The 14,958-nt window shown below is 43.4% G+C and carries 12 protein-coding genes; 9 read left to right on the forward strand and 3 right to left on the reverse strand.

Annotation, left to right across the window (positions count from 1 at the left end):
• On the forward strand, nucleotides 1–1,421 hold a 1,421-nt coding region (locus AC1MDJ_RS04420; protein WP_479689745.1), incomplete at its 5' end, for a B12-binding domain-containing radical SAM protein.
• A 519-nt stretch (nucleotides 1,422–1,940) separates the two neighbouring features.
• Here the strand turns inward: AC1MDJ_RS04420 and AC1MDJ_RS04425 are convergent.
• Together AC1MDJ_RS04425 and AC1MDJ_RS04430 are read right to left on the reverse strand one after the other, a co-directional pair.
• Complete coding sequence (locus AC1MDJ_RS04425) at nucleotides 1,941–3,449, reverse strand: AbgT family transporter (protein ID WP_479689746.1); 1,509 nt, start codon at nucleotides 3,447–3,449, stop codon at nucleotides 1,941–1,943.
• A gap of 36 nt (nucleotides 3,450–3,485) precedes the next feature.
• Entirely contained in the window at nucleotides 3,486–4,676 is a 1,191-nt protein-coding gene (locus AC1MDJ_RS04430) for a M20 metallopeptidase family protein (protein ID WP_479689747.1), read from the reverse strand.
• A gap of 268 nt (nucleotides 4,677–4,944) precedes the next feature.
• Here AC1MDJ_RS04430 and AC1MDJ_RS04435 point away from each other — a divergent pair, with 268 nt between their 5' ends.
• From AC1MDJ_RS04435 to prfB, 6 genes are read left to right on the forward strand one after another with little or no spacing between them, the layout of a single operon-like run.
• Nucleotides 4,945–6,000: an efflux RND transporter periplasmic adaptor subunit gene (locus tag AC1MDJ_RS04435; protein ID WP_479689748.1), complete on the forward strand. Its 1,056-nt coding sequence runs from the start codon at nucleotides 4,945–4,947 to the stop codon at nucleotides 5,998–6,000.
• A 10-nt stretch (nucleotides 6,001–6,010) separates the two neighbouring features.
• Complete coding sequence (locus AC1MDJ_RS04440) at nucleotides 6,011–9,115, forward strand: efflux RND transporter permease subunit (protein ID WP_479689749.1); 3,105 nt, start codon at nucleotides 6,011–6,013, stop codon at nucleotides 9,113–9,115.
• Between the two features lie 18 nt (nucleotides 9,116–9,133).
• Nucleotides 9,134–10,468: a TolC family protein gene (locus AC1MDJ_RS04445; RefSeq protein WP_479689750.1), complete on the forward strand. Its 1,335-nt coding sequence runs from the start codon at nucleotides 9,134–9,136 to the stop codon at nucleotides 10,466–10,468.
• A gap of 11 nt (nucleotides 10,469–10,479) precedes the next feature.
• The gene (locus AC1MDJ_RS04450; RefSeq protein WP_479689751.1) at nucleotides 10,480–12,057 is read left to right on the forward strand and encodes a DNA methyltransferase; all 1,578 of its coding nucleotides are present in this window, start codon (nucleotides 10,480–10,482) and stop codon (nucleotides 12,055–12,057) included.
• A 2-nt stretch (nucleotides 12,058–12,059) separates the two neighbouring features.
• Complete coding sequence (locus tag AC1MDJ_RS04455; RefSeq protein ID WP_479689752.1) at nucleotides 12,060–12,836, forward strand: TdeIII family type II restriction endonuclease; 777 nt, start codon at nucleotides 12,060–12,062, stop codon at nucleotides 12,834–12,836.
• Nucleotides 12,836–13,972, forward strand: a complete 1,137-nt coding sequence (gene prfB, locus AC1MDJ_RS04460) for a peptide chain release factor 2 (protein ID WP_479689753.1) — start codon at nucleotides 12,836–12,838, stop codon at nucleotides 13,970–13,972. Before AC1MDJ_RS04455 ends, prfB begins: the two co-directional genes overlap by 1 nt.
• Here prfB and AC1MDJ_RS04465 read toward each other — a convergent pair.
• Nucleotides 13,969–14,250, reverse strand: coding sequence for an HU family DNA-binding protein (locus tag AC1MDJ_RS04465; RefSeq protein WP_479689754.1), 282 nt, complete (start codon nucleotides 14,248–14,250; stop codon nucleotides 13,969–13,971). The two genes, prfB and AC1MDJ_RS04465, sit on opposite strands and share 4 nt — an antisense overlap.
• Before the next feature lie 82 nt (nucleotides 14,251–14,332).
• Between AC1MDJ_RS04465 and AC1MDJ_RS04470 the strand changes: the two genes are divergently transcribed.
• Nucleotides 14,333–14,584 carry a class I SAM-dependent methyltransferase gene (locus tag AC1MDJ_RS04470; RefSeq protein WP_479689755.1) on the forward strand — a complete coding sequence of 84 codons (252 nt, stop codon included), beginning with the start codon at nucleotides 14,333–14,335 and terminating at the stop codon, nucleotides 14,582–14,584.
• Nucleotides 14,585–14,736: 152 nt separating this feature from the next.
• The coding region (locus AC1MDJ_RS04475) for a class I SAM-dependent methyltransferase (protein WP_479689756.1) at nucleotides 14,737–14,958 on the forward strand (222 nt) is incomplete at its 3' end.

The following is a 14,958-nucleotide window of genomic DNA, read 5'->3' on the forward strand; positions in this document are numbered from 1 at the left end:
CCCCCCCCCCCCCCCCGCAAGGTGCAACAGGCAATAATAGCAATAATTATTGCATAGCCCTTATACGTCCCAATTTTGAGATAGACACCAAAAATCCTATACTCGCACTGGGCTATCTAGCTAGCTACTTAAAGGTTAATGGGTATAATGCACTTATAGTGGATGCTATGCGCGACAATCTCTCTAATGATGATGTTTTGGCAATACTAAAGAAAGAAAACATAAATGTAGCAGGTATAAGTTGCCTAACCACCCACGCCGATGAAGCAGTTGCCCTGTCTAAATGCCTGAAAGGTGCAGGAATCAAGGTTATAATAGGTGGTGTTCACCCGACATTTATGCCATATCAGACGCTTACAGCTAGTGGGGCAGATTATGTTGTCTGTGGAGAGGGAGAAATTGCCCTGCTGAAACTTGCAGAGAATGATTTTAACAATACTTTGACAGACGGTTCAAAAATTAAAGGGGTCTATTCTCTAAATGAGCTGAAAGATGAAAATACTGCCGTTGTCAGGGCAGACTTTGTTGAGAACCTTGACGATATACCATATCCAGACTGGGAACAATTACAGCCCGCACATAAAGCATACACAACTTGGTTTATGATAGCAAAGGATTCCCCGTCAGTTGGCATAATGTCGTCTCGCGGTTGTCCATATTCATGCAAGTTTTGTTCTAGCCCCGATTTTTACAGCAAGCGAGTGCGTATGCGTTCCCCTGAAAATGTGTTAGGCGAAATGCGCTTGTTGAAAGAAAAATATGGAATTCGTGAGATAAAGTTTGTAGATGATAATATAACCGTTGACAGGGAATATATTGATAGCCTATGTGATGCTATCATTAAGGACAATCTAAATTTGCCACTATTTACGATGGCTAGGGCGGATAGGCTTGACGATGCACTCGTTAAGGTTATGAAAAGAGCGGGGTTTTATAATATCGCCATCGGGATAGAGTCTGCATCGCCTGTAATGTTGCTCAATATGAACAAGCGGGAAGATATTGGTGCTATTAAAACTGCCCTTAAAATACTACATAACAATGATATATTGATAACGGGTTTATTTGTATTTGGTATGCCGGGCGAAACGAAGCAGACGATTAAAGAAACTATAGATTTTATATTGAGTGAACCGCTAGATTTGGTTAATGTATCAATACTGGCTGTTCTGCCCGGTTCAGACTATTGGAACGAACTAGAAGGGCAATACACACGTAGATTTAACCAGTCATACTGGGGAGATGTCAACTATGTTCCAGAGGGCTTGGTAGCTGAGGATGTGCTTGCAGCCCAAAAACAAACATATCGCAGGTTTTTCCTAAGACCTAGAGTGATATTTAAGTTGCTACAATATATTAGACTTAGGCATATTGGCTATTTTTTAACACGGATACGCAATATTCGCTTTTTTGGTAAGTAAAGTCGCCTCAATAGTCACGCCCTCACGCAATCCATAGACTGACACGTGGGTTTTAGTTTGGTTGAACAGCGACATTATAGCCTGAATGGTGATGATTCCTGCTGGGAGAAGGTCTTCCCTGCTCGCTCCCGTCAAGGGGTAGGGAATTCTCCATTGTCAACGTGTCATTCTAACCTTGGTTAAATTTACAAACTTTTTTATTGGCTTATAATCTATTGCTGGGGCATATTTAATATGCTTTCGTCAAGCATAATTTACTTGTTTTTAGTCTAGTCAAGTATATAGTCCCCGAGATAACATTTGACTTGATATTTATAATGTGTTATAAAATGTCTCGTAAGTTATATGCTCCCAAGCAGAGGTGGCAAAGTGTTAATGGACAGGCTAACTGACACTGCCCTTATCAACCGTGAAGTTAACACTATACTAGCCTCAAACTTAATGTCAGACGACACTTCCGCGAAATATCGGCTAAAAACCCCTCCCTGTTAGGGGAGGGGCTAAGATTAGTAATATTTTCTAGTATATGCCTAGTGGTATATTAAACGCCATAAACACAACAATAAGTATAATCCATGCAACCAAGTTTGCTAAAGAGAATGGCAACATATTGGATATAATTGTGCCTATACCAGCATCTGGTTTATACTTCGCCACATAGCCCAATAATATTGGGAAGTAGGGAAACAGTGGGGACAGCGGATTGGACACTGAGTCGCCTATGCGGTATGCTATCTGCGTTAAAGGTGGGTCAAAGTTTAACAACAGGAACATTGGCACAAACACAGGCGCAAGTATTGCCCACTTTGCTGAACAAGAGCCGATAAATAGGTTCAAGAATGCACTGAATAATATGAAACCTACCATTAGCCCCATGCCTGTCATATTGGCGTTCTTCAGCACTTCTGCGCCCTTGATAGCTATTATCACGCCCAAGTGACTGAAGTTAAAGAGTGCTAAGAACTGAGATGCTGCAAAAGCAAGCACAATATACGACCCCATATCACTCATTGACTGTCCCATAAGTTTAACGATATCCCTATCGTTCTTGATTTTGCCTGTACATATACCATAAGTCACACCTGGGATAAAGAATAATAACAACATAACAGTCGTCATTGCCTTATTCATAGGAGCATTCATACCAAGCAGTTCGCCCGTTTTGGAATCGCCCATAAATGGATGGTCTCCTAAACATAGGAGCACTAAAACTGCTATAAATGCTAACAGCGATATGCCCGCCCAACGCAAGCCTTTCTTTTCTGCAACACTAAGGTCAGTGTTTTGGTGCTCTACTGGCGTTTGAAATGGCACACCCTCAAAACGCGGAGCGATAACCTTTTCGGTAACGATTACCCCAACAGCCGTTAAGAAGAACGTTGATACAAATAAGAAGTAGAAGTTCATAGTCGGCAACACCGTATAGCTAGGGTCAATCGTTTGTGCTGCTGGCAGTGTGAAACTCCACACTAATATATCAAGCATATTCGGGAATAGGTTAGCTGCAAAGCCAGCCGCCACACCACCGAACCCTGCTAACACGCCGATTAACGGGTGTCTGCCTGATGCCATGTATGCAATCGCTGCAAGCGGAGGTAACACTATAAAACCAGAATCGCCTGCTGCATTTGCATTGATGCCAGCAAATATAACGATAAATGTAACTAAACTCTTAGGCATATTAGAAACAGCACGCCTCAAAGCCGTTGCCATAAGCCCAGTCCTATCAGCCACACCAACGCCAAGCTGAACTATCAGCACAAGAGCCAGCGGAGGGAAACCTGAAAAGTTCGTGACGATAGAGTTCAGGTAGTTTTGCAACTGCGCCTTTGAGATAAGGTTGATTACCGTTATTGTTGAGCCATCTTTCGGATGGATTGCCACTACGCCCTCAAATACGTATGAGATTGCTAACAATAGTAGGCAGAGGATGAAAAATATTGATATCGGGTCAGGCAATCTATTGCCCGCCACCTCCACCATATTTAGCACTCTGTAGAGAACGCTATTACTACTTTTTTCTGACATAAGATACCTCGCTTATTTTATTTATCACACTATTTTTTAATTGCCATTTAGGTAGTCAACAGACACCTGCGCCAGACAGCCTGCCAAAGTCTTTAACACTTTATCATTCCACTGAAACTTAGGGTTGTGGTGTATTGCAGGGTTATTCATATCCTCAGATATTCCTACAAATATGAAACAAGAGGGCACTTTTTGCGCTATATAGGCGAAATCTTCACCACCCATAGCTGGGGGCATATTGGTGATAATATCCTTTTCAGGGATAAGCCGCGCTACAGATTTTTTCATTATAGCAGCTGCACCATCGTCATTAAATAGCGCGGGGTAGTGAGGTTCTACCTCTACCTCACACTTACCGCCATGCGTCATTGCAACACCATCAGCCACACGTTTCATCGCCTCTGGTATAAACTTCCGATTATATTCACTGAATGTGCGCAGTGAGCCTGTCATCTGCACTTCACTCGGTATAACGTTGAAAGCATTCGCCCCTACGTTGTGTATAGTGCCGATAGATAGCACCGCTGGGTCAGTCGGCACCTTGTTGCGTGAGATAATTAGTTGGAACGCCTGTAGCAGGTCAGCAGCCATTAGTATAGGGTCAACTGCCTCCTGCGGAGCCGAGCCGTGCCCACCCTTGCCGATAACGCGGATAGTTATCTCATCTGGAGCAGCCATAAACGGACCACCCTGCACAACAACTTGCCCCTCTTTAGTATTGCCCCACAGGTGTCCAGCAAACGCTATATCAACCTTTGGATTGTCCAGCACGCCAGCCTTTATCATATTGTCAGCACCGCCAGCATACTCCTCATCGGGCTGGAACATCAGCTTGACATTGCCAGAAATTTGGGCTTTCAAGTCATTCAGCACCATAGCTACAAGCAACAGTCCCGCTACGTGTCCGTCATGCCCACAGGCGTGCATAAAACCTTCGCGTTCTGATTTGAATGGAACGTTGGCTTCCTCAGTGACACGTAGGGCGTCCATATCGGCACGTAATAGCACCGTTTTGCCCGGTTTGCCACCCTTGAGCAGTCCAACAACGCCCGTTTTATCAACGCCTGTTTTAGTCTCAATACCCAGTGAAACGAGCGTGTCAGCAATCAACTTGCTGGTTTGGAACTCCTCATGTCCAATTTCAGGATTCCTGTGAAGCGTATGTCGTATATTCACGGCTTTGTCATAGTGTTTGTCTATAAGACGTTTAATGTCATCGGTCAGCATTCCCCCCCCCCCCAATAAATTAGTTTAAGGGGGATTATAGAGTATGAAATTAAAAAATACAATACTATTCTTATAAAAAAATTAAAAAAGTTTTTCTTATATCCTAACTACAACTTTTATTATAAGTTTTCTAACCATTTAAGATTTATTATTTAAGCAACAGCATGGTTCATTTACTTTAGTTTGACAAAAAGAATATGGGCGAACTGACCTTAAATTTATGAGCATCTCTTGACGCTGCTAGTTTTATGTATTATAATATTAAGCTATGCGCAAGGTTAAAGTAAATGCATTAGCACTGCTTATAGTGACGCTGCCAGTGCTTTTTTGCGCTACTGCAGGTGCGCAGCAGCGTCAGGCACCTCTCGTATCAGTCGCTGTGGTAAATAGTGGCGAAATTGCCCCGTCTCAAGACTACATCTGCACCATTAACTACTATGCCACTACGACTGTTGCAGCCGAACGTAGCGGACGTATAGACTTAATCAACGCTGATGAAGGCTCAGACGTGGCTAACGGCAAGACGCTTGCCACCATAAACGCAGATGCACTCTCGCAAAATATCAGTGCCGCTAAATCGCGCGTATCACAGCAAAAGGCTGTTGTTGCTCGCTCGCTCCGCACCTTTGTGCGTTCAAAAGCTCTTTACGCCGAAAACGGCATATCGGAGCAAGCTTATCAGAACAGTGTTACCGACCTTGAAATACAAAAACATCTATATGATGAGGCGAAAGCTAACCTTGCTCTATTAGAGGTAGATATGAAACGCTCACGCGTAGTAGCTCCCTTTGATGGTGTAATCTTAAAAAAATATGTGAATAAAGGCTCTTGGGTTAGTGTCGGCTCCCCAGCATTTGACATTGCTTCTAGGCAGATGGAGGTGGTAGTCAACGCTCCGCAGTCTGTGGTGAATAGCATTAGGCTAGGGGACAGTGCGAATGTTAAAGTCAATGGGAAGCTCCACAGCGCAAAGGTCAGGGCAATAGTGCCTAGTGGCAATGCATCAGTCCGCACATTTCCCGTGAAATTAGATATTCCGTATGACAGCGCATTTATGAATGGTATGGACTGCACCGCAATGTTATCGGCAAGCACTAACGTTGCATCGCTAGTTGTGCCGCGTGATGCGGTAGTGTCTCGTGCGGGGCTTAACTATGTGTTTATTGTAGATGGCGATAAGGCAAAACAGGTATCAATCTCCGTAATCGGCTATTCAGGAACACAGGCAGGTATTTCATCGGACGAATTAAAGGCTGGCATGCGCGTCATAACACGTGGCAATGAAACTATAGTAGGCGGAACGCCCGTCCGCATAGCCCAATGAAGCTGTAAATATGCTAAAATATTCGCTGGAAAATCCTGTTAAAATCCTTGTTGGCGTGCTGTTTATACTGCTGTTTGGCTTGCAAGCCCTAATTAATATGTCTTACCAGCTACGTCCAGATGTAGAATACCCTACTATTACCGTTCGCACGTCTTGGTCAGGTGCTACTCCCTACGAAATAGAACAAGAAATAGTTGAACCACAGGAAAACGTTCTAAAAAGCCTAGCTGGGCTTGTAGAGATGGAAAGCGTATCAAACAACGGTTCAGGTTCTATTACACTGCGTTTTGAGCTAGGGACTAATTTAATGGACGCCATTCTGCTAGTGTCAAACAAGCTAAACGAGGTGCGCCGCTATCCGACTAACTCTGACAGACCAACTATCCGTGCAAGCGGGGCAGACGCCGCACCTATCGTATATATGCTGATAGAGCCATTACCTGATAACAAAAAAGATATAGATTCATACCAAACATATATCAACGATGAGATTGTGCCACGTTTTGAGCGTATAGACGGAATTTCAGAGGTATTTTTCTACGGTGGACGCCCCACGCAGATGCAAGTGACAATCAAACCTGAAAAGATGGCTGCCTATAACATCAGCATAGAGAAATTAACCACCGTTATAATGCAAAATAACACCAATACATCCGCGGGACTGCTACCCGTTGGACGCAAAAACTATCGTGTCCGCACGGTATCGGAGTTCACAAGCCCTGACGACATCAAAGAAACACTGGTAGTATCTGAACACGGCGGAGTAAAGGTGAAAGACATCGCTGACGTAGGCTACGGATATGCAGCAAGCGACTCAGCAGTTAAATATGGCGACAAGCGAATGATGCTGATGGGCATCGTCAACGAGGGCGGCTCAAATGTGTTGAAAATCACAGATGCGGTAGAGGCACTGCATAATGAGCTGAACAAAAACGTGCTAGCAGCTCAAGGTTTGCAGCTTCACTGGGTGTATGACCAGCGTCCATATATAAACGGCGCAATCGGACTGGTGCAAGGCAATATAGTATTTGGTGGCATACTGGCGATTATTAGCTTGTTGTTATTTTTGCGCAAGGGCGCGTCCACAATAATAATTGCCATAGCTATCCCTATCAGCATAATAGGAACGTTTATAGTGTTAAATCTATTAGGGCGCACGCTAAACGTAATATGTCTTGCGGGTATAGCGTTTGCTGTAGGTATGCTTATAGATAACGCTATAGTCGTTCTTGAAAACATAGACAGACACTTGAATATGGATAAAAAACCGCTACAAGCTGCCATAGACGGTGCTAGCGAGGTGTGGGGGGCGGTGCTGTCCTCAACACTCACCACTGTTTCAGTATTTCTACCGATAGTGTTTGTTAAGCAGGAGGCAGGGCAGCTATTTAGAGACATTGCCATAGCGATAAGTTCAGCGGTGTCGTTTTCGTTGCTGGTAGCGGTGTTTGTAACGCCTGTTTTAACTAGACTAATATTTGAGAAATTTCCACCGAGAGCACCCAGCAAACTAAGTATAAAGATTGGGGATTTTGGAACTAAACTCACCGATGTGATAATGAGCGCACTTATATTTATCAACGTCTCGTTGCGCAGGCGGCTAACCTTGATAATCGGCTTTATGTCTGGCTCGCTCCTCTTGACGCTACTGCTATATCCTAAGATGGAATATCTGCCGCAGGGCAATATGAATATGATTCAAACTTCACTTATAGTGCCATCAGGACTATCGCTGAATGAGCGCGGCGAGCTTGCCGATATGTTGTATAAAGAGGTACGCCCATACACAGAAAGTGCTCTTGATGGCTATCCGCGGATTAAAGACTATATATATTTTATCAACCCTGGTGGCGTTTTTATCCAGACCACGTCGGCAGACCCTAACAAGGCAGACAGACTAGTGCCGTTAATGGCATCTAAAACACCGCTTATCCCAGGTGTAATGGGTTTTACCGCACAACAGGGGGTATTTCAAAACAGGGGCAGTGGCACACGTTCAATGAACGTAGTTGTTAGCGGAGAAAATATTGACGAGTTAATAATAGTATCTCGGCAGATAATGGCGCGCATTTTAGAGCTAATCCCTAAGGCACAGATACGTCCGCGACCGTCACTAGAAATGATGTTCCCTGAGGCAAATTTCATCCCCAGCAGATACCGTCTTGCTGATGCGGGACTAAACCCCTCTACACTAGGCACTACTATAGATGTGTATGTGGATGGCAGACGTATAGGTGATTTTCACGACCCTGCGATAGGCACAATGGACTTAACGCTTAACTACCCCGCAAATGATATTGCAAACCCTGAAGATTTATCAAGGATGCCACTTGCAACTAGCAACGGTGGCGTTATACCGATATATAACGTGGCAGACTTGGAGCTGAGTGCCGGCATGGAAGGGATACGTCGCTACGAACGCAAACGCACATTCAACCTAACGATAATCCCGCCACCTGATGTAGTGCTGGAACAGATGATGGATATTATAGATGGGCAAGTTATAGCCCCACTTAGGGCTGATGGTGCGCTCCGCAACGTAGAAACGCGTTTTACAGGCTCAGCAAGTAGTCTGAATGAGGCTAAAGACGCACTGGCAAGAAACTTTGTCCTAGCTATTATCATTACGTACCTTTTAATGGCTGCTCTGTTTGACAATTTCTTCTATCCGCTTATAATATTATTCTCTGTGCCGTTTGCGCTAGCGGGCGGATTTTTAGGTTTTAGACTTGTGGATAAAGTAATTGTGCCCCAATCATTTGATATACTGACAATGCTTGGATTTATAATATTGATAGGGATAGTAGTGAACAATGCCATACTGATAGTTCACCAGTCGCTGAATAATATCAGACTGTATAGGATGCCCGCGCAAAGTGCCATTACAGAATCAGTTTCTTCACGGCTACGTCCGATATTTATGAGCAGCCTTTCCACTATATTGGGATTGTTGCCGTTGGTTGTGTTTTCTGGTCCGGGTTCGGAGCTTTACAGGGGGCTTGGTAGCGTGATGTTAGGCGGGCTTGCGCTGTCAACTGTGATAACAATATTTGTGGTGCCAGCGATGCTTAGCCTGTGTATGGGCTTTTTAGAAAGTCCGCAAAGGAAGAGATGAAAATAAGGAGTTGTTATTATGAAAAAGTTTTTAAGTGCTTTAATGCTACTTTTAATAGGGAACTTTGCTACGGAAAATACTGCTATGGCGATAACTATTGAAGAGGCTATTGAGCTTACACTAAACAACGATGAATCTATAAAGCGGCAACGTTCGCTACTAGACAGCCAGTTTTACACATCGCTGACAAGCGGGGCGGCATTTTTGCCAACATTGGACGTAAGTGCTGGCTATACAAAATCAAAGCTATCAGACAAAGAGAAACGAGACACGGGCTTTGATGGCACTGAAGTCACGTCCTCAACGGCTAGTATTGCGCTGGGATATAATCTATTTAATGGATTTGCAGACGTAAATAATCTGCGAATTAGCAAGAGTTCATACTCTGCGCAAAAATATCAATATTTAGCCAACAAGCAAGATATTATGCTAGGCATTAAGAAAGCCTATATATCTTACCTACAGGCGAACGACCAAGCAAATGTTGCTTCTGAGACGGTGAAATTGTTGGAAGCGCAGAAAAACACTGCATCGGTATCATATCGCGTAGGGCAGTTCTCTAGGGCGGACGTGTTGAAGGTGGATGTGCAGCTGGCATCATCAAGGCTTGATTTAATGAACGCGCAAATATCATTAAAAATAGCCAAACAACAGCTAGAAAAATATATCGGCAGAACAATAGAAGCTGCCGAAGTTGTAAAAGACCTAGAATTGGCAGAGTATAATATACCTACACTAGAAGAGCTATACAAGCAACTAGAGGATAAACGCAGTGAACTGCAAGCCACAAAAATGGCATATAGCATAGCAAACGCCACGGCTACGCAAGCGTTCAGCACATTTCTGCCACAGGTAAATGCACAGGCGGCTAGGACGTGGTATGGCGATGAGAACAACCCGATGGATGGAAGGCAGGGCAGCTACGATGCGGCTACTAGCGTAGGGCTGACTGCTACATGGAATTTGTTTAGAGGGTTTGCAAATGCCAATCAGGAGATAGCTAAGGCAAAGACTGCACAGGCAGGGGCGCACAGCGTGAACGATACCCGCAATGCACTGAAACTAGCACTTAGCAGTGCTTATGAAAACTATTTTTCTGCCAAAGAGATGTTGTCTGTAGCAAAACTGGGTGTGGAACAGGCTGAGGAAAGCTACCGCGTAACCCAGATGCAATATACGCAGAGCGAGGCAACAACTACCGACCTGCTGGATGCAAACGTTGCGCTCAACAGGGCTAGAATTTCACTTGCCAATGCTAAATATGGCATTATCTCCGCAGTGGCGAACATAGAACGTGCAGTAGAAAGCAATTTCCTAGACTTGCAATATACTGATAACGATAGTGTTAAATAGGGTTTTACTAAATGAACGAAATGTTGACGCTGAAAGGCGCAAGTGATTGGGCTACTGGCTACATCGGGAGATATGTAAGCCCATCCAATATTAGTTATCTTGTTCAGTATGGACGCATAAAAAAGAATGGTGCAAATGGCAGCACCCGTGTAAGCTTGCAAGATTTGCTTGAATATTATAATGCCTATAACGGGTCAAGGGAGACGTCATTTAAGGAGCGTCTAGGTAATGATATAAACTGGGAATTGTCATTTGAGCAATATAAAGAGACAGAAACCACAAAACACGTTCACAGACTGCACCCATACAAAGGTAAGTTCATCCCCCAACTGGTGGAATATTTTTTAGACGAACACACAGACAGGCTAAAAAAAGATACATACTTTAAGGCTGGAGATATTGTCCTTGACCCATTTTCTGGGAGCGGAACGACGTTAGTTCAGGCTGCCGAGCTGGGCATACACGCCATAGGCATAGACGTGTCTAGCTTTAATAGCTTTATAAGTAATGCTAAACTGGCAAAATATAACTTAGCAAACGTGGAACAGGCAATATTTGATATTACAGGGGCACTAAGAAACTTTGTTGCTGATTCCAATATACAGGATTTTGACGAAAAGCTCTTAAAAGAGCTAAACGCCTTTAATAACAAATATTTTCCCGTGCCTGACTACAAATATCAGGTAAGGAATAAACTCATAGACGAGCAAACTTACGGAGCGGAAAAAGAGAGTGATTTTTTGTCAGTTTTTGAACGTCTAGTGTATGACTACGACATCAAGCTCTCTCAAAAAACTAATTCAACATTCCTTGATAAATGGTATTTGCAGAGTGTTAGAGATGAGATAGGCTTTGTATTTGAGCAGATACAACAAGTTAAAGATAGTAGCGTAAGGCAAATTTTGGAGTTGATATTAAGCAGAACTATAAGAAGTTGCCGTGCAACCACGCACGCCGACCTAGTGACGCTCTTACAGCCCGTTATTACTCCATACTATTGCAGTAAGCACGGCAAAATATGCAAGCCACTGTTTTCAATACTGAAATGGTGGGAAACCTACTCAAAAGACACAGTTAAACGTTTACAACAGTTCAGTAATTTGCGAACTAACACACATCAATGTTGTCTAACAGGCGATAGTCGCAATATTGATATACTCGCAGCTCTGCGGCAAGTAAAACCCGCATTTGCAGAGTTATTGGAACAACAAAAAATAGCTGGTATTTTCTCATCTCCGCCTTATGTGGGGCTGATAGATTATCACGAACAACATGCTTATGCTTATGACCTGTTTGGTTTTGAACGCAATGATATTTCAGAGATAGGGGCACTCTCTAATGGTCAGACAAAAAAAGCTCAGGATAGCTATGTTGAGGGCATATTTAAAGTATTAGCCAACTGCAAAAGATATTTGGTGAGCGACTATGACGTGTTTTTGGTGGCAAACGATAAGTATAATCTTTACCCCGCTATAGCAGATAAGGCGGGGATGAAAATCGTTGCTGATTTCAAACGCCCCGTGCTAAATCGTGCAGAAAAAGATAAGGTGGCATATTCGGAAACAATATTTCACTTAAAGGATATATAGCAATGGATGAAAAACAGAAAGTAGCAGTCATTGAAACTATAACGGCAACTATAAGGAATAAATTTAAGACGTATAATCCTGAACCTGCATCAATGCCATTTCACACGCGCCTGCTAGGATGCGACAGAATGGCTCTATACTCGTTTATACATTCACTTGCAACAAACTTCGGCACCACGATATTTGAACCTGTTGCAAAATCGCTCGCCTCACTATGCTTTGCCAGTGCAGAGTCTCAGCAGATTGCAGGGAAGCAAATATCGTCTGAAGCTCAACGTGTAATTCAGAACATTATGGATAAACTCTCAACAGCTAGCACCCAACCCAACAAGCCAGCAGAGATACAAGCTATTAGGGATGTTTGTCAAAACGGTAAAATGATAGCCGTCAAACCAACAAGGGTGGATATTAAACTTATAGGGCGAGATGGAACAATCTATCTAATAGACATAAAGACTGCTAAGCCTAATGTGGGCGAATTTAAGGGGTTCAAAAGAACATTATTAGAATGGGTGGCAGCCACCCTTGCGACTAACCCTGAAGCGAACGTTGAAACTTTGATTGCCATACCATATAATCCGTATGAACCAGAACCGTATAGTCGCTGGACTATGCGCGGAATGATTGATTTAGAAAATGAATTAAAGGTTGCTGATGAGTTTTGGGATTTTATCGGTGGCGAAGGCACTTATGACGATTTACTTAAATGCTTTGAGCAGGCAGGAATTGAACTGCGCAATGATATAGACACTTATTTTAAGAAATTCTTGGAGAAATAATGCAGCCCGAAGAGATATTAGCAGAGGTCAATAGGCTAAACAAGTTAGTTGATAGTTTCACCCCAGCCGTTCACGGCGAGGAGCTGAGCAAGCGTATAGCTGATATTGACGAATTGTCGCTTGCTGATACTAACTTCTGGGCTAAACAAGAGTCTAAAGCTCTGCTACGTGAACAGTCAATGCACAAGAAGTTCCTTGAAGAATGGCGCAAGCTGAGAAGCTTATCAGATGATGCTACCGTCCTTTGGGGGTTTTATAAAGACGATGGGGATAGCGACGCTCTGCAGGAGCTTGAAAGTGTGCTACCCGCTCTATCAAAACAAGCTAGCGAGTTTGAGCTAAAACTGATATTAAACGGCGACCACGACATAAACAACGCAATCGTGACGATTCACCCTGGCGCAGGGGGCACAGAATCTAACGACTGGGCATCTATGTTGATGCGCATGTATAGCCACTGGGCAGAAAGTGAAGGTTTTAAGCTAGAACTGCTTGATATATTAGACGGCGAAGAGGCAGGCATAAAATCAGTCACCTTCAACATTATCGGCGAATATAGCTATGGTTACTTAAAAGGCGAGAGTGGCGTACATAGGCTTGTTCGCATATCTCCGTTTGATGCACAGAGCCGTAGACATACATCGTTTGCATCAGTGTTCGTGCTACCTGAAATAGATGACGACCTTGAAATTTCTGTGAACGAGGCTGATTTGCGCGTAGACACATATCGCTCTGGCGGGGCGGGTGGGCAGCACATCAACAAAACCGATTCCGCAGTCCGCATAACACACATTCCTACAGGCATTATAGCAGTCTCTCAGTCTGAACGTAGCCAGCATAAAAATAAAGCATCCGCCTTAAAAATATTAAAGGCGCGTCTCTATGAGCGCGAAATGAATATCCGCAACGAGGAAAAGGCAAGGGTGGAAGCATCAAAGTCTGACATCGCTTGGGGCAGTCAAATACGTTCTTATGTTATGCAACCTTATAAGATGGTAAAAGATTTGAGAACTAGGTATGAAACGGGTAATGTTGATGCCGTTATGAATGGCGGGCTTAACGAGTTCATCAGGGCGTATCTTCTGTTCTCCGCAGGGTTGATTACTCCGTCTGGTAGCGATAATGACCTAGACTAATCGTCTGACAATTTAGCTCTTATATCTTTGCCCGCCTTGAATGACGGAACGCTGACTGCACCTAAGCTAACGCTAGCACCTGTTTTAGGGTTGCGCGCTATGCGTGGGGGGTTAGTCCGCACGTAGAATGTGCCGAAACCACGAAGTTCCACCTTGCTACCAGTGGCTAATGCCTCGCAGATATAGTCAAACGTGTCGTCCACCAGATATTTAACCTGCGTTTTGGTAAGCCCCGCACAACACTCCGCGACTAGAGAAACAAGTTCTGATTTTAACATGAGCACATAATAGCAAATAGCATTGATTTTTTCAATATCTTATAATACCATACTCTATTTGTCTCACTAAAGGGTGGTGTTTATGGCAAACAAATGGGTACAATATTTTGATAAACCGATGGACGGCGTGTGGCAGCAAATTTCGCAATATTCCGCTCAACAGGTTAAAAAGGTGCTGCAATTCAGCAAAGAGGACGTTTTATTGGACATCGGCTGTAGTTATGGACAAATAACTGCAACGTTAGCTCCTCATGTAAAACGCGCTTATGGCGTAGACGTGTCAGGAACTAACATTAACATAGCAAAGAAAAAATTTGCTCATAATAGCAAATAGCATTGATTTTTTCAATATCTTATAATACCATACTCTATTTGTCTCACTAAAGGGTGGTGTTTATGGCAAACAAATGGATACAATATTTTGATAAACCGATGGACGGCGTGTGGTAGCAAATTTCGCAATATTCCGCTCAACAGGTTAAAAAGGTGCTGCAATTCAGCAAAGAGGACGTTTTATTGGACATCGGCTGTAGTTATGGACAAATAACTGCAACGTTAGCTCCTCATGTAAAACGCGCTTATGGCGTAGACGTGTCAGGAACTAACATTAACATAGCAAAGAAAAAATTTGCTCATATACAGAACCTATCATTTCATCAGCTAGATGCAAACAACTATACTGCTATAAACAACCTTGAATTCGCGAGA

Source organism: Candidatus Termitispirillum reticulitermitis, from assembly GCF_054655775.1.